General features: G+C 70.8%; 18 protein-coding genes. 7 read left to right on the top strand and 11 right to left on the bottom strand.

What is annotated here, in order from left to right; genetic code table 11:
• Positions 1-108 precede the first annotated feature (108 nt).
• Both ACFYV1_RS25840 and ACFYV1_RS25835 read right to left on the bottom strand, forming a co-directional pair.
• Positions 109-1,194 carry a WD40/YVTN/BNR-like repeat-containing protein gene (locus ACFYV1_RS25840; RefSeq protein ID WP_389397960.1) on the bottom strand — a complete coding sequence of 362 codons (1,086 nt, stop codon included), beginning with the start codon at positions 1,192-1,194 and terminating at the stop codon, positions 109-111.
• 204 nt (positions 1,195-1,398) lie between these two features.
• A complete protein-coding gene (locus ACFYV1_RS25835) occupies positions 1,399-2,478 on the bottom strand; it encodes an NADH:flavin oxidoreductase/NADH oxidase (RefSeq protein ID WP_389397959.1) in 1,080 nt (359 codons plus the stop codon).
• Positions 2,479-2,633: 155 nt separating this feature from the next.
• On the opposite strand from ACFYV1_RS25835, the gene ACFYV1_RS25830 reads away from it, so the two are divergent.
• The gene (locus ACFYV1_RS25830; protein WP_389397958.1) at positions 2,634-2,987 is read left to right on the top strand and encodes an ArsR/SmtB family transcription factor; all 354 of its coding nucleotides are present in this window, start codon (positions 2,634-2,636) and stop codon (positions 2,985-2,987) included.
• A gap of 303 nt (positions 2,988-3,290) precedes the next feature.
• Here the strand turns inward: ACFYV1_RS25830 and ACFYV1_RS25825 are convergent, their stop codons facing one another.
• Positions 3,291-3,770, bottom strand: coding sequence for a carboxymuconolactone decarboxylase family protein (locus tag ACFYV1_RS25825; protein ID WP_389397957.1), 480 nt, complete (start codon positions 3,768-3,770; stop codon positions 3,291-3,293).
• Between the two features lie 196 nt (positions 3,771-3,966).
• Between ACFYV1_RS25825 and ACFYV1_RS25820 the strand changes: the two genes are divergently transcribed.
• Complete coding sequence (locus ACFYV1_RS25820) at positions 3,967-4,884, top strand: RNA polymerase sigma-70 factor (protein ID WP_389398011.1); 918 nt, start codon at positions 3,967-3,969, stop codon at positions 4,882-4,884.
• 122 nt (positions 4,885-5,006) lie between these two features.
• Here the strand turns inward: ACFYV1_RS25820 and ACFYV1_RS25815 are convergent, their stop codons facing one another.
• A complete protein-coding gene (locus tag ACFYV1_RS25815) occupies positions 5,007-6,386 on the bottom strand; it encodes an FAD-dependent oxidoreductase (RefSeq protein WP_389397956.1) in 1,380 nt (459 codons plus the stop codon).
• Between the two features lie 168 nt (positions 6,387-6,554).
• Positions 6,555-7,226, bottom strand: coding sequence for a DUF305 domain-containing protein (locus ACFYV1_RS25810; RefSeq protein ID WP_389397955.1), 672 nt, complete (start codon positions 7,224-7,226; stop codon positions 6,555-6,557).
• A 181-nt stretch (positions 7,227-7,407) separates the two neighbouring features.
• Here ACFYV1_RS25810 and ACFYV1_RS25805 point away from each other — a divergent pair, with 181 nt between their 5' ends.
• Complete coding sequence (locus tag ACFYV1_RS25805) at positions 7,408-8,928, top strand: LVIVD repeat-containing protein (protein WP_389397954.1); 1,521 nt, start codon at positions 7,408-7,410, stop codon at positions 8,926-8,928.
• On the opposite strand, the gene ACFYV1_RS25800 is transcribed toward ACFYV1_RS25805, so the two are convergent.
• The 5 genes from ACFYV1_RS25800 to ACFYV1_RS25780 all read right to left on the bottom strand — a co-directional run bounded on the left by ACFYV1_RS25800 (position 8,907) and on the right by ACFYV1_RS25780 (position 12,925).
• On the bottom strand, positions 8,907-9,557 hold the full coding sequence (locus ACFYV1_RS25800) for a TetR/AcrR family transcriptional regulator (protein ID WP_389397953.1): 651 nt from the start codon (positions 9,555-9,557) through the stop codon (positions 8,907-8,909). The genes ACFYV1_RS25805 and ACFYV1_RS25800 overlap by 22 nt on opposite strands.
• A 217-nt stretch (positions 9,558-9,774) precedes the next feature.
• Positions 9,775-10,488 carry an HAD family hydrolase gene (locus ACFYV1_RS25795; RefSeq protein WP_389397952.1) on the bottom strand — a complete coding sequence of 238 codons (714 nt, stop codon included), beginning with the start codon at positions 10,486-10,488 and terminating at the stop codon, positions 9,775-9,777.
• 19 nt (positions 10,489-10,507) lie between these two features.
• A complete protein-coding gene (locus tag ACFYV1_RS25790) occupies positions 10,508-11,158 on the bottom strand; it encodes a phosphatase PAP2 family protein (protein WP_389397951.1) in 651 nt (216 codons plus the stop codon).
• 137 nt (positions 11,159-11,295) lie between these two features.
• Positions 11,296-12,231, bottom strand: a complete 936-nt coding sequence (locus tag ACFYV1_RS25785) for a M56 family metallopeptidase (RefSeq protein WP_389397950.1) — start codon at positions 12,229-12,231, stop codon at positions 11,296-11,298.
• 145 nt (positions 12,232-12,376) lie between these two features.
• Positions 12,377-12,925: a DUF5134 domain-containing protein gene (locus tag ACFYV1_RS25780; RefSeq protein ID WP_389397949.1), complete on the bottom strand. Its 549-nt coding sequence runs from the start codon at positions 12,923-12,925 to the stop codon at positions 12,377-12,379.
• 198 nt (positions 12,926-13,123) lie between these two features.
• Between ACFYV1_RS25780 and ACFYV1_RS25775 the strand changes: the two genes are divergently transcribed.
• Positions 13,124-13,681 (top strand): GNAT family N-acetyltransferase, encoded by a 558-nt coding sequence (locus ACFYV1_RS25775; RefSeq protein ID WP_389397948.1) that lies wholly within the window; start codon positions 13,124-13,126, stop codon positions 13,679-13,681.
• A 51-nt stretch (positions 13,682-13,732) separates the two neighbouring features.
• Here the strand turns inward: ACFYV1_RS25775 and ACFYV1_RS25770 are convergent, their stop codons facing one another.
• Positions 13,733-14,416 carry a glycerophosphodiester phosphodiesterase gene (locus ACFYV1_RS25770; protein WP_389397947.1) on the bottom strand — a complete coding sequence of 228 codons (684 nt, stop codon included), beginning with the start codon at positions 14,414-14,416 and terminating at the stop codon, positions 13,733-13,735.
• Positions 14,417-14,813: 397 nt separating this feature from the next.
• Here ACFYV1_RS25770 and ACFYV1_RS25765 point away from each other — a divergent pair, with 397 nt between their 5' ends.
• The 3 genes from ACFYV1_RS25765 to ACFYV1_RS25755 are packed head-to-tail and all read left to right on the top strand — an operon-like array spanning position 14,814 to position 18,051.
• Positions 14,814-16,211 carry a DUF6421 family protein gene (locus ACFYV1_RS25765; protein WP_389397946.1) on the top strand — a complete coding sequence of 466 codons (1,398 nt, stop codon included), beginning with the start codon at positions 14,814-14,816 and terminating at the stop codon, positions 16,209-16,211.
• The gene (locus ACFYV1_RS25760; RefSeq protein WP_389397945.1) at positions 16,208-16,993 is read left to right on the top strand and encodes an SDR family NAD(P)-dependent oxidoreductase; all 786 of its coding nucleotides are present in this window, start codon (positions 16,208-16,210) and stop codon (positions 16,991-16,993) included. The genes ACFYV1_RS25765 and ACFYV1_RS25760 overlap by 4 nt, the downstream gene beginning before the upstream one ends.
• The gene (locus ACFYV1_RS25755) at positions 16,972-18,051 is read left to right on the top strand and encodes a threonine aldolase family protein (protein ID WP_389397944.1); all 1,080 of its coding nucleotides are present in this window, start codon (positions 16,972-16,974) and stop codon (positions 18,049-18,051) included. Before ACFYV1_RS25760 ends, ACFYV1_RS25755 begins: the two co-directional genes overlap by 22 nt.
• Positions 18,052-18,222: the final 171 nt, after the last annotated feature.

Genomic DNA, 18,222 nt, shown 5'->3' with positions numbered 1-18,222 from the left:
CAGGAGCTGGTCGTCTGTCGAGGCACCGGCTGTCGCCGGGTCACCTGTACGGCGGCAGCATCCTATGGGGCGGGTCCGTCAGCGCGTGCACGAAGAGGTCCCTTCGCCTCACTTCAGGACGGCCGCCCTCACACACAGCACGTCCGGAAGATGGGACGCGAGGAGCTCCCAGCTCTCGCCGTCGTCCGCGCTCGCGTACACCTCGCCGTTGCGGTTGCCGAAGTAGACGCCCGCCGGGTCCGCGTCGTCCGTGCACAGGGCGTCCCTGAGCACCGTGCCGAAGTGCTCGCCCTCGGGCAGGCCGGCCGACAGTGCCTGCCAGGTCTCGCCGGCGTCGTCGGTGCGGTAGACCCGGCAGCGCCGCTCGGCCGGGACACGGTCCGCGTCGGCGGTGATCGGGAAGACGTAGGCCGTGTTCGCGCGGTGCGGGTGTGCGGCCATGGCGAAGCCGAAGTCGGACGGCAGTCCGGCCCCGATGTCGGTCCACTTCGCCCCGGCGTCGTCGCTGCGGAACACGCCCCAGTGGTTCTGCAGATAGAGGCGGTCCGGGTCGACGGCGTCCTGTGCGATCTTGTGGACGCACTGGCCGAACTCCGGGTTCGGGTCGGGCAGGAAGACCGCCGACACGCCCTGGTTGGACGGCGACCAGCTCTCCCCGCCGTCGCGCGAGCGGAACACCCCGGCGGTGGACACGGCGACCGTCACGGCCCGGGGGTCGCGGGGATCGGTGACCACGGTGTGGACGGCTTCACCGCCGCCGCCGGGCACCCACTGGGAGCGGGTCGGGTGCTCCCACAGGGGCCGGACCAGCTCGAAGCTCTCGCCGCCGTTCTCGGAGCGGAAGAGTGCCGCCGGCTCCGTGCCCGCGTAGACCACGTCGGGGTCGGCCTCCGAGGCCGGGTGCAGCTGCCAGACACGCTCCAGAGACGCCCCCGTGTCCTTGGGGAATTTGACCGCCGGCTTCTCCGGCTCGACCCAGGTCGTGCCCAGATCGTCGGAGTGGAAGACGGACGGGCCCCAGTGCGCGCTGTCCCCGCCGACCAGCAGCCGGGGTACGGCCCGGCGGGTGTCGATGCCGATCGAGTAGACGGCCTGCGCGTTGAAATGCGGCTCGCTGAACTCCCATGTGCCGCCGCTCCTGCGGCCGATGAAGAGTCCTTTGCGTGTACCCACGGTCAGAAGTACTTCGGACATGACCCGCTACCTCCACGACGCCTTTGTCTGGTCATGGGCCAGTCTGCACCCGACCACTGACAGTGGCCCGCAGGACGCTCTTCGTGCAGGTCGGCCCGGCATTGGAAGTGCAGACCGCCCGGCGGGCCGGAACTCATCGGTGCCCGGCCCGCCGGTGTTCCCGCGGCGCTCCGCCCGTGTTCCGCCGCTGCCCCGACGGCCGCGTCAGACGGAACGGTGGTACTGCGGCGGCACGTGGACCTCGCCGCCGAGCGTGCGCGCGGCGTGCCGGGCCCAGGAGGGGTTGCGCAGCAGTTCACGGCCGAGCAGTACGGCGTCGGCCTCGCCGTTCGCCAGGATCTTCTCGGCCTGCGCCGCTTCCGTGATCAGCCCGACCGCGGCGACCGGGAGGTCCGTCTCCGCCTTCACGCGCGCGGCGAACGGAACCTGGTACCCGGGGCCCGTCGGGATCTGCACGCGGGCGGCGTTGCCGCCGCTCGACACGTCGAGGAGGTCCACGCCGTGCTCCTTGAGCAGCGCGGCGAACCGGACGGTGTCGTCCAAAGTCCAGCCCGCCTCCGCCAGCCAGTCGGTGGCCGAGATACGGAAGAACAGCGGCAGTTCGTCGGGCCACACGGCGCGCACCGTGTCGACGACCTCCAGCGCGAACCGCACACGGTTGTCGAACGACCCGCCGTACTCGTCCGTGCGGTGGTTGCTGTGCGGCGAGAGGAACTCACCGATCAGGTAGCCGTGCGCACCATGGATCTCCGCGACCTTGAAGCCGGCGTCGAGTGCGCGGCGGGCGGCGTCCGCGAACTGCCCCACGATCTCGCCCATCTGGGCGGTCGTCAGCTCGTCGGGTACGGGGTGCCCCTCGTCGAAGGCCAGGGCGCTGGGCCCGAGCGGCTGCCAGCCGTGCTGGTCGGGACCCACGGGTGCGCCGCCGTTCCAGGGGCGGTCGGTCGACGCCTTGCGGCCGGCATGGGCGAGCTGGATGCCGGGTACGGTGCCCTGGCTCTCCAGGAACGCGGTGATGCGGCGGAGGGCCTCGACCTGGGTGTCGTTCCAGATGCCGAGATCGGCCGGGCTGATCCGTCCTTCGGGGCTCACCGCGGTCGCCTCGAGGAGGATCAGGCCCGTGCCGCCGGCGGCACGCGCGGCGTAGTGGGCGAAGTGCCAGTCGCCCGCGACACCGGCGTTCGGACCGAAGACCTCGGCGCTGTACTGGCACATCGGCGCCATCCAGACACGGTTGGGGATGGTCAGCGACCGCAGGGTGTACGGCTGGAACAAGGCGCTCACGGGAGACTCCATTCGGGACGGGACCGGTGCGACGAGTCGTACGATAGGCATCGTAGTACGTGATCTGTCAAACTACGAGAGTCGTCGAACCATGAGAGTGAACGAACTACGAAGGGTCTCGTACCATGGGTGTCCCCGGACGAAGCGGAGCCGTCGTGACCACCGTGACCAGCACCCGAGTGCTCGCGCATCCATCCCGCGACGAGATCCGCCTGGAAAACGTGCTCCACGCACTCGCCGACCCGATGCGGCTGCGCGTCGTGTGTGAACTGGCCGCCGATGAGGGGGCCCTGAGCTGCTCCGACATCGAGCTGCCCGTCACCAAGTCGACGACCACCCACCACTTCCGGGTGCTGCGCGAAAGCGGCGTGATCCGCCAGACCTACCAGGGCACGGCCAAGATGAACGGCCTGCGGAGGGACGACCTCGAGGCCCTGTTCCCGGGACTGCTCGACCGCGTCCTCGAAGCGGCCCAGGGACAGGAGAGCCGGCTCGCGGCCGACGCCTGACCCACCGGCCCCACGACGGCGTCGGCGGGCGACGGCAGTCGGCGCACCGCTGTCGCACTCTCGACCGCAGGTGTACCGCGGTCGAGAGTGCCGCGGCGCGCATCCTCACCCACGTCCGCCACGGCGGACGGGGCCACGGCGGCCGGGTCGGCCGGGTCGCTCGAAGACCACCACCACCTCGTAGGCCGTTTGACGGTCACCTTGGCGGAGAGAAGGGAACCCGTGCCGGCCTCTGTCGTCCGTGGCCGCGCAGGCCCGGCCCGGATCGAACGGTCCTGGGACGCGTCGTGGTTCGCCTACCCGTCAGCTCGTCACACCGGCGAACATGCCGGGCGCGTACGAGCCCTCTGGGTTGTGCACGATCACGTTCATCCGGGTGGCCGCGTTGATCAGGGCCACCAGGCAGACCAGCGCACCGACCTGGTCGTTGTCGTAGTGCTCGCGCACCTCGGCCCATGTCTTGTCGGACACGCCCTGGTCGCCGAGCCGGGTTCCTTCCTCGGCGAGGGCCAACGCGGCCCGCTCGGCCTCGGTGAACACGGTGCTGTGCCGCCAGGCGGCGACCAGGTTGATCCGAAGCGCGGTCTCACCGGCGGCTGCGGCCTCCTTGGTGTGGACGTCGACGCAGAAGCCGCAGCCGTTCATCTGGCCGACCCGCAACTCCACCAGTTCCCGTAGGGACTTCGGCAGCGTCGACCCTTCCAGGGCCGATGAGGTGTTGTAGAAGCGCTTGGCGACCTTCGCGGCGGTCGGGCTGTCGAGCAGGTTGAAACGAGGTTCCATGATGCCGTCCTCACTGGTGGCGTTGCGTGCTTGCTGCACGGACGAACACAAGATGCCGACGGCCCGATCCTTGTGACGGCCCGGTGATGTGGCGTGCGTCACCCGTCGCGGGTGTCACAGAGCGGTGGCAGTCGGCGTCTCGTGTACGGCGCAGTCGAGAGCGAACGGGCAGGAGACGGTGATGAACGACCGAACCATGAACGACGGGACAAGGGGCGCGCTCGGGCCGGTCGCTCGTGACGACCGCTCGGACAGCGTCACCTCCGCGTTCGTCGCCCACCGCAATCTTCTGTTCACCGTTGCGTACGAGATGCTCGGCTCGGCCGCCGATGCCGAGGACGTCCTGCAGGAGACCTGGTTGCGGTGGGTGGGCGTCGATCTCGACATCGTGCGGGATCAGCGTGCGTACCTGGTCCGGATCACCACCCGGCAGGCGCTGAGCCATCTGCGCACGCTCGGCCGGCGCAAGGAGGCCTACGTCGGTCCCTGGCTGCCCGAGCCGCTGCTGACCGCGCCCGACGTGGCCGAGGACGTCGTGCTGGCCGACAGCGTATCGATGGCGATGCTGCTCGTGCTGGAGACGCTCGCCCCGACCGAGCGGGCGGTGTTCGTGCTGCGGGAGGTGTTCGACCTCGGGTACGACGAGATCGCCCGGGCCGTCGACAAGAGCCCGGCCGCGGTCCGGCAGATCGCCCACCGCGCACGAGCCCACGTCGCCGCGCGCCGACCGCGCGGGGCCGCTTCCGCCGACGAGACCCGCCGCACCGTCGAGGCGTTCCGGCGGGCGGTTGAAACGGGCGATCTGCAACGCCTGCTGGACGTCCTCGCGCCGGACGTCGTCCTGCTGACCGACGGCGGCGGAGTCGTGCAGGCCGCCCTGGCGCCCGTCGTGGGGGCCGGTCGGGTGGCCGACGTGCTGGGCAGGATCGCCGCCGTGATGTCGCTGCAGTCGACACAGGTCAACGGAGACCCCGCGCTGATCGTCCGACTCGACGGCGGGATCGACACCGTCGTGGCGATGCGCATCGACGACGGCCTCATCACCGGGCTCTACGCCGTGCGCAATCCCGGGAAGCTGTCGCGTCTGGAGTGGGAGACCGTCTTGCGCCGCTGAGCCGGGCGTCTCCTTGGCGGCAGCAGAAGAACGAGAAAGCCGGCGCGCCCCACACGGCCACCGGGGTGCGGCGGCGTCTCAGCGGACAGTCGCAGTCCTCGGGGTGGGTGCGCTCGTGGACTTCAGCGAGCGCCGGCGTCCTCCGTCCCGGCACCGGTCCCCTGCACCCGCGCCGCACCCAGCAGACCCGCCCAGTCCGCGATCTTGACGGGGGGCCTGCCCAGGGCGCGCCCCAGGGCCGCCTCCGCCTCCTCGATGGCGAGCCAGCCCTGCCACCTCACCGGCCGGTGACCCGCCGCCCGCAGTTCGGCCTCGGGGTCCGTGGCCACCCGCCGCCGTCCCAGCGCCGCCGCGTCCTCCAGCAGCGAGTTCACCGTCTCCTTGGCGCACGGCCGGTTGGTGCCGATCACCCCGGTGGGCCCTCGCTTGATCCACCCGGCCACGTACTCACCGGGTGAGAAGCTGCCGTCCCGCAGAACGCGGCCCGCGGCGTTCGGCACCACGCCGCGTTCGGCGTCGAACGGCAGCCCTTCCGTCGCCACCCCCCGGTAGCCCACGGCCCGCAGCACCAACTGCGCCTCGACGTCCTCGTACGTCCCGGTGCCGCGCACCCCGCCACCGCCGTCCGGCACGGTGCGCTCGAAGCGCACGCCGCCCACCCGGCCGTCGCGTTCCAGCAGCTCCACCGGCCGCAGGAAGAACCGCACATGGATGCGGCGCGGCCGGCCCTGCGGCGGCCGGGCGGCCCATTCCCGTACGACCGTGAGGTTGCGCCGCACGATCGCGGGGACGGCCGCCGGATCGGCGTAGGCGGGCTCCAGCGCGAGGTCCGCCGGGTCCACCAGTACGTCGGCGGAGGGCAGTGCGCCCAGTTCGCGCAGTTCCTTGGTGGTGAACTTGGCTCCTGACGGTCCGCGCCTGCCCACCATGTGCACGTCGCGCACCCTGCTGGCCGCCAGCGCGCCCAGTGCGATCTCCGGGACGTCCGTCCCGCGCAATTCGTCGGCGCCGCGCGCCAGGATGCGCGCGACGTCCACGGCCACATTGCCGACGCCGATGACGACGGCGCTCCGCGCACCGAGGGCGAAGGCGTCCGGCAGGGCGTCGGGATGGGCGCTGTACCACGAGACGAAATCGGTGGCCGAGTGGCTGCCGGGCAGATCCTCGCCGGGGATGCCGAGCTTGCGGTCTCTGGCCGCCCCCACGCAGTACACCACCGCGTGGTACAGCTCCAGCAGCCGCCGCGGACCGAGCCCGTGCGCGCCGACCTCGACATTGCCCAGGAAGTCGATCCGGTCGTCCTCGAGTACCGCGCGCAGGTTGTTCTGCAGCGATTTGATCTTCTCGTGGTCCGGTGCCACGCCGTAGCGCACGAGGCCGTACGGGCAGGGGAGGCGGTCCAGGATGTGCACCCGGACGTCGGGCACGGCCGACTGCCCGACGAGGGCCTGTGCGGCGTAGACCCCGCTCGGGCCCGATCCGACGACGGCGACGCGAAGCACGGCGGTGCTCCTTCCCGCAGGGAGAAGTCCAGCATCCCACCGGAGTGCCCATCTGGGGAGTCTCGCGCGGCGCGGGCCACCGGCGTGCCGCCCTGACGGGTCCCCGTGGCACGGTCCCGGCCCAGCCGTGCCCGGCCCCCATGGCCGGCCCGGCGCCCCCGCGGGGCCTCACATGTCGCGCATCCGGCCGATCTCCGAGGTCTGCTGTGCGATCACGTCGTTGGCCATCTCCTCCACCTGGACGTTGTTCCCGTCGGAGAGCACGTCGGCGGCCATCGTGACCGCCCCCTGGTGGTGGGTGATCATGAGCTTCAGGAAGAGCTGGTCGAAGGCGCTCCCGTCGGCCTCCCGCAGCTGCTTCAGTTGGGCGTCGGTGGCCATCCCGGGCATCGAGCCGTGGTCGTGTCCGTGTCCGTGTCCGCCGGGCTTCTTGTCCCCGCCGTTGTTCGTCAGCCAGCCGCGCATCGCGTCGATCTCGGGCCGCTGCGCCGCGGCTATGCGTTCCGCGAGCCGCTTCACCGGCGTCGACTCGGCGCGGCCGGGGACGAGGGAGGTCATCAGCAAGGCCTGCTCGTGGTGTTCGATCATCATTCGCGCGTAGTCGAAGTCGGCGGAGTTGGGGCTGTCGTCGGGCGCGGCCTTCGCCGCCTCCTCCGCGGACAGCGTCCTCGCCGGCTCGCCGGGCTTCCCGGGCGCCACCACGGAGGGCCCGCCGGCGCCGTCCGCCTTGGCCGGGCCGTCGGAGCCCGACTCGCAGGCACCCAGGGCCAGTACGGCCACGGCGGCCGCCGCGGCCGCGGCCGTCCGGCGGACCCGCGCGGTCCGGGAGCGGTTCAACACGGTGACCTCCTGGGGAGAACTCGGGCCCCTCCCGGGGCTGCCCTCACTTACTGCACACGTCTCACTGATCGGAAACCTTGATTTCTTCGTGGTTGCCATCTGTTGAGATGTGCATGCTAGGGAACATACTGCCGGGGTCCGTGAACCGTTCAACCAAGAACGGCTGTTAGGGGAGGACGCAGTGATCCTGTTGCACACCACCCGAGTGCGGCGCAGACGACTGGGAGTCGCGGCTGCCGCGGCCGGACTGCTTGCCACCATGCTGGCAGCGGGACCGGCGGCCGCCATCCCCGACCCGGGTGACGCGCCCGCCCGGGAAAAGGTTTCCGCAGGCCAGGCGGAAGATACCAGGTCGGCGATCCGTAACGGCGAGATACCCGCGGTGAACGAGGTCGTCCACAGCGACAACATCGAGCACCTGACGAACATCCCCAAGGACGCGCTGTCCGGCACCAACTCCGACCTCGCGTTCCAGGGGCGGTACGCCTTCGCAGGCAACTACGACGGCTTCCGGATCTTCGACATCAGCAACCCCAAGAGCCCCAGGACCGTTTCCCAGGTCCTGTGCCCGGGATCGCAGAACGACATCAGCGTCTCCGGTGATCTGCTCTTCCTGTCCACCGACTCCTCGCGCAGCGACAACTCGTGCAACAGCACCACCCAGTCGGCGAGGGAGAAGTCGTCCTGGGAGGGCATGAAGGTCTTCGACATCAGCGACAAGCGCAACCCGAAGTACGTCGCCGCGGTCGAGACGGCGTGCGGTTCGCACACCCACACGCTGGTGCCGGACGGCGGGAACGTCTACGTGTACGTCTCCTCGTACTCGCCGAACGACGCGTTCCCCGACTGCCAGCCGCCGCACGACGGGATCTCCGTCATCAAGGTGCCGCGCGACGCCCCCGAGGAGTCGGCGGTCGTGAGCTTCCCGGTGCTCTTCCCCGGCGAGGGGCACGACGGCGGCGGCAACCCCGGCCCGCCCACCAACCCGGGCGTCTCGAAGACCACCGGCTGCCACGACATCACCGTGCTGCCCTCCAAGGACCTGGCCGCGGGCGCCTGCATGGGTGACGGCATCCTCTTCGACATCAAGAACCCGGAGGAGCCGAAGGTCATCGACCGGGTCCAGGACAACGTCAACTTCGCCTTCTGGCACTCGGCGACCTTCAACCAGACCGCGAACAAGGTCGTCTTCACCGACGAGCTCGGCGGCGGTGGCTCGGCGACCTGCAACGCCGAGATCGGTCCGAACCGCGGCGCCGACGGCATCTACGACATCGTCGGCAAGGGCGACCGGCGCGAGCTGGTCTTCCGCAGCTACTACAAGATCCCGCGCCACCAGGCGGACACCGAGAACTGCGTGGCCCACAACGGCTCGCTGATCCCGGTGAAGGGCCGCGACATCATGGTCCAGGCCTGGTACCAGGGCGGGGTCTCGGTCTGGGACTTCACCGACTCCTCGAAGCCCAAGGAGATCGGCTACTTCGAGCGCGGTCCGCTCAGCGACACCACGATCGCCACCGGTGGTTCGTGGTCCGCGTACTACTACAACGGCTACATCTACTCGAACGACATCGCCAAGGGCTTCGACGTCCTGAAGATCAGTGACCGGCGCACCGACGCCGGCAAGAGGGTACGGATGCACGAGCTCAACGTGCAGACACAGCCCGACTACTTCGACCGTCACGGCCGCTTCGACGACTGATCCGGAAAGCGTCCCGGTGTGCCGTCGGGCGGGGAACCGCCCGGCGGCACACCGGACTCCCAGTCCAGTCCGTAACGCTGGAAGAGCTCCGCGCGCAGCCGCGCGTGGGGCATCGGCGCGCCGGGCAGCAGCACCGCGAAGACCGCGCCCATCAACAGCGCACGGAGCAGCGGGTAGTCGGTGTCGACGTTCCGCGATCCGTAGCGCTCCACGGTGTCCTTGAGCAGGGCGGCGAGCCGTTGCTGCTCGGGGCACTGGACGAAGCCGTCCGCCTGCAGGATTCCCCCCATGTGGGTGCGCATCACCACCGGGTGGTCGGCCGCCAGACCCAGGATCGCGTCGATGGCCCGGGCCATCAGCTCCCTGCCGTCGTCGGGGCGCGGTTCCCGCGTCAGCGCCGCCTCGAGCGTGAGATGCATCAGACGGTGCACGGCCGACTGCAGCAGCTGCCGCTTGCCCGGGAAGTAGTACGAGACGAGACCGCGGGCGGTGCCCGCCCGATCGGCGATGGCGCCGAGCGTCGTGGCCTCGTAGCCGTACTCGTCGACCAGCTCCACGGTCGCCTGCAGAAGCCGCTGGCGAGAACGCCGACGAAGCTCTTCATTGACCGATGCGCTTCGCGGGGACATGCTTGACTCCTGCGTTGACTGGCTCTCAGCCAGTATACTCGGCGCGTCCCGCTGCCCGGCCTTCGGGGCCGGGGTCGCGGGTGGTGCTGTCCGGACCGGGCGACGCGGGGGATCGTCCGGTCCGGGTGGCTTTGTCCAGTGGCTTCCGGTCACCGGATCCGTTGTCCGGATCCGCACCTCTGCTCGGGTCACCGGATCCGGTCCGCTGCGATCGGCTCTACTGCGCTGTCCGCCGGCGGTCGACGAGCCCGAGTACCGGGCGCAGTCCCGCGGGCCGTTCGTGGACCGGCAGATGATCCACGAAGTGGACGGCGCACCCCAGCTGTGCCGCTCCGCCGTCGGCGCGACGGTCGTCACCCACCATCAGCACCTCCCGCGGATCGCTCGCCAGCCCTTCGCACGCCGAGCGGAACAGCCGGGCGTCCGGCTTCTGCACGCCGTGCTCGAACGACAGCGTGTACGTGTCGACCAGCTCGTCGATGCCATGGGCCCGGAAGACCGGCCGCAGGTCCCAGCCGATGTTGCTGACCACGCCGACCGCTGTGCCGCGCTCCCGCAGACCGCGCAGGACCTCGGCGGTGTCGGCGTAGGGCCGCCACGCCGCGGGCGTCATGTGGCGGTCGTAGAGCGCGTCGTAGAGGCCCTCGTCCGGCAGGGCCACCTCGCGCGCCAGACCCGTGTACGCCGCCCGGTGCAGGTCCATGTCGGTGTCCCGCACCGCCCACGCTCCGGTCAGGTGAGGAGGCACCCGCCGGGGTGGATGACCGCCCGGCAGCGCGCCGGCACTCTCCAGTGCCCCGCCGAGCTGCTCCAGTTCGCTCTCGGGCACGGCCGTTCCACGCTCCCGCAGCACGGCCCGCAGCCAGTCGCGGGCCGATTCGACACGGAAGAGCGTCCCGGAGAAGTCGAAGAGCACCGTCTTGATCGTCATGGCCCCGATACTCGGCTGGTCAGGCCGCGCGGGACAAGGCCACTCTCCGGTACGAGGCCGTGGTGAGAGCCACGACACACGCGCCGAGTAGCCAGCCGCCGACCACGTCGGAGGGCCAGTGCACGCCCAGGTAGATCCGGGTGAAGCCCACCCCGGCGACGGAGAGGGCCGCGGCCGCGACGCACCAGCCCCAGGCCCGCCCGGTGGCGCCGTGCCGCCTGCACAGCCAGAGCAGCAGCCCGCAGGTGAGCACGGCGGTCATCGCGTGCCCCGACGGAAAGGCGGCGTAGTTCGCCGAGTCGACCGGATCCGGCCACTGGGGCCTCTCGCGGGCCAGCAGTGCCTTCAGGCCCTGCTGGAGGCCCGCCCCGAGGAGCGAGGCGGCGGCCACCCACGCGGCCAGGAGGCGCTCCCCGCGCGTCCACAGCCACAGGAAGGCCGCGGCTGCCAGCAGGCGCATCGTCCACGGATCCCACACCCAGTCCGTCAGTACGCGGTTGACGTGGGTGAACGTCGGTTCGTCCACCGCGGATTCGTGCAACGCGTGCACGACGCTCCGGTCGAAGGCCATGAGCGGGGACCACGTGAGCGCGACCGCCACCAGCAGAAGGGTGGCCAGGCCCGCGGAGACGGCACAGGCACGGGCGGACATGGCGGTGACCGGGGCCATGGGCCCGCCGGACGGGCGCGGCCCGGAGGGCCTGGAGTCTGTGGAGCGGGGGTCTGTGGAGCGGGGGTCTGTGGAGCGGGGGTCCGCGGAGCCGGGGGAGGACATGAACAGATCCTGCCGTCTCCTCGGCCGCGGGGCTATCCCAGCGCGCGCAGTCCCGGCCCGAACGCCACCAGCAGCGGAACCACCGGCACCAGAGCCGCGGCCGCCGTCAGCCGCAGCCGACGCGCCGGCGTGAGCCGCGGCGACGGCGTCAGCAGACGGTTCACCCGCTGCGGCAGCTGGGCGCCGGGTGCGGGGCACGGGCCGAACACCCCGCGCTCCTCGTTCAGTTCGACCAGTGCCAGGGCGATCGTCAGCCGGCCGAAGCGCCGAGAGGCGACATCGTCCGCCGCGAGTTCGACCAGCCGGTGCATCTCGTCGCGGAACGCCGCGAACACCGGAATCTGCGGAAAGCCGTTGGCCAGCGCGGCGGAGCAGTGCAGCAGCCAGTCGTGCCGGGCGCGTGCGTGCCCCTGTTCGTGGGCCAGTACCGCATCGAGCTGACGTCCTTTCAGACGCCGCAGCGCGGCCGTTGTGACGACCAGTCGGGGAGTGGACCCCGGCAGCCACCACGCGTCGGGCCGTTCCGCCTCCAGGACGACCAGGGGCCCGCTGCCGGGAATCTCGTCAGGCATCAGGGGCGAACGCACGAGCAGTTCGGCCCGCTGCCGCTTGCGCCGGGTGTGCGCCCCGTGGATCTCCCTCGCCAGCATGGCCCCGGTCCACAGACCGCCGCAGGCGAGGACCACGGCGAGCACCGCGGACCACGGCCCGTTCGGGCCGAGCGCGTACGCCTCGACGACACCGTTCGGCGCGGAGGCGAAGACGTGCCCCCGTACGAACTGCCAGGCACCGGCGGCGCTGAACGTCATCGAGAGCGCGAAGGACATCAGCACCGCGGCGACCACGCACTGCCAGACCCAGAGGGCCACGACAGGCTCGCGCTCCGGCCAGTCGGCACGCGACACGAGGCGCGGGGCGACGACGGCGGCCAGTGCGCCGAGCGTGAGCAGCGCGAGCGAGACCATCATGGACAGCAGCCTATGAGCGTGGGACTACCCACGGGTATGCCCGCGCGCGTCAAGTGACGCACGCCACGGTTCCCAACCCGCCACGGTTCGAAACCCGCCACGGCTCGAAACGCCACGGTTCGTGACCTCCTCGGGCGGGGCCGGGTCAGAGGGCCAGCAGCATCGCGAGCATGGCGATCGCCATCGAGACACGGCAGGCCGGCACCAGCTCGGGCCGCGACCCGGACGGCACGGCTGCGGCGACGGCCGTGCCCCCGGCGGCGGCGAGCGGCACCAGCCGGGTCCCGGAACGGAGCACGTACACGGCGAAGTAGACGAGCAGCGCCCCGGTGACCACCGGGACGCCCCCGCCCGAGTGCGCGCCGTGCGCGCCGCCGACGGCCATCGCCGCAGCCATGTAGATCATCGCGAGGCACCCGACGAGATGGTGCAGATGGCATCCGCCCCGGCCCGGCCACACCGCGCGTACCGCCGCCGCGCCGAAGACGACCGCGTACGCCACCCAGTGCCGGCCCGGCGGGGTGAAGACGGTGGTGGGCACGGCCATCGCGGCCATCCCGAGGCTCATCAGCGCCTCGCCGCCGGCCGCCTCTCTGGCCGGTCCGGGGCAACCACGCATGCCGACCAGGCAGTACAGACCCGTCGTGGTGCAGAGCGCCATGAGCAGCCAGCCGGACATCGCTGGTCCGTGCACGGCGTACCTCCCCCTTCGCGCGGCGTTCGGCGTCGCTCCAGGTTGTCGATGCCCGCCGCCCGGCTCCGTACGCGAGCGCACAGGGGTACAAGGGGGCGCGAGGTGGCGCGAGCCGCGGGAACGGATCCGGACCGAGGCTCGTCGGCCAAGCGGGTTAGTCTCGGCCTCAACCGCACGCAGTGGAACGGAGAGCCACCCATGGACACCGCCCCGCCCCAGGACTCCGGCGAGATCGTCCTCACCTACCGCTACGCGGTAGACGCCGACGTGCCGGTGCTCGTCCGGCTGATCGAGTCGGCCTACCGCGGGGACTCGAGCCGCCAGGGGTGGACGACCGAGGCGGACATCCTCTCCGGACAGCGCACCGACCCGCAGGGCGTGCTCGAGGTGATCACCGGTCCCGGCAGCCGTCTGATGGTCGTCGAGCGCGACGGGGCGCCGGTCGCCTGCTGCCAGCTCGAGCACCGGGGTGAGGTCGCCTACTTCGGCATGTTCGCGGTCCGGCCGGAGCTCCAGGGCGCCGGTCTCGGCCGCCGGATCATCGCGGAGGCGGAGCGCCGAGTCCGCGAGGCGTGGGGCGTGAGCGGAATGCACATGACGGTGATCTCGGTGCGCGAGGACCTGATCGCCTGGTACGAGCGCCGCGGTTACCGCCGTACGGGCCGGATGACCCCGTTCCCGTACGGCGACGAACGCTTCGGCATCCCGCAGCGCGACGATCTTGCTTTCGAGCTGCTGGTGAAGGACTTCGTCTGATGCCCGTGGTGCAGGGCCCGCGCCGGGGTTCCCCCGGGAGCGGGGCGGCTGTCAGGCGGTGAAGCGGCCGGTGCGGCGGATCTCCGGGAAGTCGGTGGTCGCGCCGTCGAGCTCGAGGGCGCGCACCAGCCGCAGATGATCCTGGGTGTTGACAACCCAGCCGATCACCCGCAGTTGTTCGGCGTGCGCCCGTTCGACCGTCTCGAGCGTCAGCCTGCGGATGTTCAGGGCCAGGCCCTGGGCGCCGACCGCCTTCGCCCTGTCCACGATGTCGGCGCCCCAGTGGCTGGCGACCAGCACCGTGCGCACGCCCGGCACCAGCGCCGAGATCTCGGCGATCGCGTCGTCCTGGAAGGACGACACCTCGACGCGCGGCACCAGGTCGCGCCTGCGCATCACCTCGGCCAGGGCGCGCGCCGCGGCCGCGTCCTTGATCTCCGCCTGGAGCGGGGACCGCACCGCGTCGAGGACCTCCTCGAACACCGGCACCCGCTCGCCCCCACCCGCGTCGAGCTGGCGCAGCTCGGCGAGCGTCATCTCGGCGATGGCGCCGCTCCCGTCGGTCGTGCGGTCCACTTCGGCGTCGTGCATGACGGCGAGCGCGCCGTCCTTGCTCAGATGGAGATCGAGTTCGATGGCGTCCATGCCGGACTGCTCGGCGCGGACGAAGGAACGCAGGGTGTTCTCCGGCTCGACGCCCATGACCCCGCGATGACCGATGGTGAGGAAAGTCAAGATTCTCTCGCTTCCGTCGACGGCGGCTCCCGCGGGGCACAGCCTGGGGCCCGGCGGTACCGACGCAGCCTAACGGCCCCTCCGGAAGAGGGAACCGTCCGCGAGCGGGGTGTCCTGAAGCCGCTCCGCGATGCCCTCCGCGCCCCACCGGACCCCGGCGGGGTGCCCGGACGCCCGACCGTGTCACTCGCGCGTGGGCGCGTCCCCCGGCGGCTTGACGCGGCTCGTCCCGCGTCGGCGACCGGAGTGCCGATGCAGCCTCCGCACACGTCCGTCACCGCAAAAAATGCGGTGATCAGGGGGGTGCGCAGGATAATTTCCCTCGTCGCCACTTGTGGGGGAGAACCGCGGATGGATACGGTGTCTTGACGCGAGGTTCTCCTGTGGAGGAAGTGACATGACGGAAATTCTTGTGCAGGACATGGCCGCAGGGGGCATATCCCGTGCCGGGCGGGTGGTCGACCACCCGAGCTGGCCATCGCTCAAGAACGCCGTCGAACAGATCCGCCCCTGGCAGTCCAAGGACGGTTCGATCGACTTCGAGGCCGAGGGCGCGCCCGACCGCTCGGCGGCGAAAGCCGCGGTCGAGCAGGTGATCGCCGCGGTGCGGGATCTCTCCCCGCTGCTTCCGCACGACGACGCCTACCACCGGGCCCTCGTCGCCGACCTGCGCAAGTGGGCCGACGCAGGCTTCGAGGTGCCGGACTTCCTGGACTCGCTGCTCGCCTTCCACCCGGCCGCCGGCCGTGAGGACGGGCTGCAGCACCTGGTCGTCTTCCCCATGTACACGCAGAACGGGAATCCGGACCGCAACTTCGAGGCGGTCGTCCTCAAGATGGTGTGGCCCGAGTGGCTCTCAGAGCTCGAGCGCACCCGCTACGACAACCCGCTCTTCTGCGGCATCACCTTCGAGGACTTCACCGCCGGTTACGACACCAACTCGGCGGTCCTCTTCCCCGAGACCATCGCCGTGCGCGAGGCGCCCGAGCGCTTCACCTGGGGCGGCATCTTCTGCGACCGTGAGGCCGCCCGCTTCCGTGCCGTCACGGACGAGGCGGTCCGTGTCCTCGGCCTCGAACTGCCCGAGGACATCCGCGAGATGGTCGCCGACCAGAAGCGCTGCGAGCAGGCCTTCGTGCTCTGGGACATGGTCCACGACCGTACCCACAGCCATGGCGACCTGCCCTTCGACCCGTTCATGATCAAGCAGCGCCAGCCGTTCTGGATGTACGGCCTGGAGGAGCTGCGCTGCGACCTCACCGCCTTCAAGGAGGCCGTGAAGCTGGAGGCCGAGGGCAACCGGCACGGTCGCGACGTGCAGTACACGGTGCTCTTCGACCGGATGTTCCGATTCCCGGTCTCCGGCGACCGGGTCCGCAACTACGACGGTCTCGGCGGCCAGCTCCTCTTCGCGTACCTGCACAAGCACGACGTGGTGCGCTGGACCGACAACACGCTGAAGATCGACTGGGACCGCGCCCCGCAGGTCACCAACCAGCTGTGCGGCGAGATCGAGCAGCTCTACCGCGAGGGCATCGACCGCCCGAAGCTGGTCCACTGGTTCGCCGCGTACGAACTGGTCTCCACCTACCTCGCCCCGCACCCGGGATCGCGCTGGGCCAAGGGCCCCGACGCCCTCGATCTGTCCCAGCCGCCCCGCAAACTCGTGGATGATGTGCTTCCCGACGAGTTTCCGCTGAGCATGTTCTATGAGGCGCTCTCCAAGAAGCTGAAGAACGTGATCGCCTCCACCAAGGGGATCACCGCGGCTTCCGCTCCGGGAGTGGCCGCATGAGCTCCAGCACCCAGGAGGCGACGACCATGGACAGCAACGGCAACGGTGCCCTGGAAGGCGCAGTGATCGCGGTGGCGGGCGCGGCCGGACCGGCCGGCCGGGCCACCCTCCTCAGGCTGGCTGAGGCGGGCGCCGTCGTCGTCGCCTCCGACGCCGACCCGCAGCGCCTCGCCGAGGCCGTGGACGCCGCCAGGTACGCGCACGGCGGCGCCACCGTCACCGGCGACACCGTCGACCTCCTCGACCTGGGCGCGGCCCGGGAGTGGGCCGACAAGACGGAGAAGGAGTTCGGCCGGATCGACGGGCTGGTCCACCTGGTGGGCGGCTGGCGCGGCAGCGCCTCCTTCGCCGAGACCGACCCGGCGGACTGGGAACTGCTGGAGAAGCTGCTCATCCGCACCGTGCAGCACACCTCGCTGGCCTTCCACGACGGTCTGCTGCGCAGTGACAAGGGCCGCTATCTGCTGATCAGCGCGGCCGGCGCCAGCAAGCCGACCGCCGGCAACGCGGCCTACGCCGCCTCCAAGGCGGCCGCGGAGGCCTGGACGCTCGCGCTGGCCGACGCCTTCCGCAAGGAGGGGGGCGAGCAGGGCCCGACGAGCGCGGCTGCGATCCTGGTCGTCAAGGCACTGGTGCACGACGCGATGCGCGCCGAGCGACCGAACGCGAAGTTCGCGGGCTTCACCGACGTGACGGAACTGGCCGAGGCCATCGCCGGAGTCTGGGACCGGCCCGCCCCGGAAGTGAATGGACAGCGTCTGTGGCTGACCCCCAAACCGTGAAGACCGACGCCCGGCGCCACCACGACCCGTCCGTGCGCGGGTTCGCGAGCGACAACTACGCGGGGGCCCACCCGGAGGTCCTCGCGGCGCTCGCGCTCGCCAACGGCGGTCACCAGGTGGCCTACGGGGAGGACGAGTACACCGATCACCTCCAGCGCGTCATGCACAGCCATTTCGGCCCCACTGCCGAGGCCTTCCCGGTCTTCAACGGCACCGGCGCCAACGTCACCGCGCTGCAGGCACTCACCGACCGCTGGGGCGCGGTGATCTGCGCCGAGTCGGCGCACATCAACGTCGACGAGGGCGGCGCGCCGGAGCGGATGGGCGGGCTGAAGCTGCTCACCGTGCCGACGCCGGACGGCAAGCTCACCCCGGAGCTCATCGACCGGCAGGCGTGGGGCTTCGACGACGAGCACCGCGCCATGCCGCAGGTCGTGTCGATCACCCAGAACACCGAGTTGGGCACCGTCTACACCGTGGACGAGATCCGTGCGATCACCGCGCACGCGCACTCCCACGGGATGAAGGTCCACCTCGACGGAGCGCGGATATCCAACGCCGCGGCCTCGCTGAACGTCCCCATGCGGGCGTTCACCAATGCCGCCGGTGTCGATGTGCTGACGTTCGGGGGCACCAAGAACGGCATGCTCTTCGGTGAGGCGGTCGTCGTCCTGAACCCGGACGCGGTCAGCCACATGAAGCACCTGCGCAAGCTGTCCATGCAGCTCGCGTCCAAGATGCGGTTCGTCTCCGTGCAGCTGGAGGCACTGCTGGCCAAGGACCTGTGGCTGCGCAACGCCCGCCATTCCAACGCGATGGCCAAGCGGCTCGCTGAGGGTGTGCGCGCGGTCGACGGCGTCGAGATCCTTCACGAGGTGCAGGCGAACGCGGTCTTCGCCCGGCTGCCCCACGACGTGAGCGAGCGGTTGCAGAAACGCTTCCGGTTCTACTTCTGGGACGAGGCCGCCGGCGACGTGCGCTGGATGTGCTCGTTCGACACGACGGAGGACGACGTGGACTCCTTCGTACAGGCGCTGAAGGAGGAGATGGCGCGCTAGTGGCCCCTCCCGGCGGCTTTGCCCTTCTGGGAGCAGAGCCTGCCGGGCACGGCATCAGCGTCGCTCACCGCTCGTATGGATATGCGGCCGACCGAAAAGTCATTGACTGGTGGTCGGTCGCATTTCTGTGCTCGCGCGCCATGGATCTCATCCAGCACAACCCCGATCTTT

Origin of the sequence: Streptomyces sp. NPDC003023 (assembly GCF_042888225.1) — a bacterium.
GTDB lineage: Bacteria > Actinomycetota > Actinomycetes > Streptomycetales > Streptomycetaceae > Streptomyces.
Note: the sequence above shows the minus strand (reverse complement) of the source record. Positions and strands in the feature narration are given on the sequence as shown.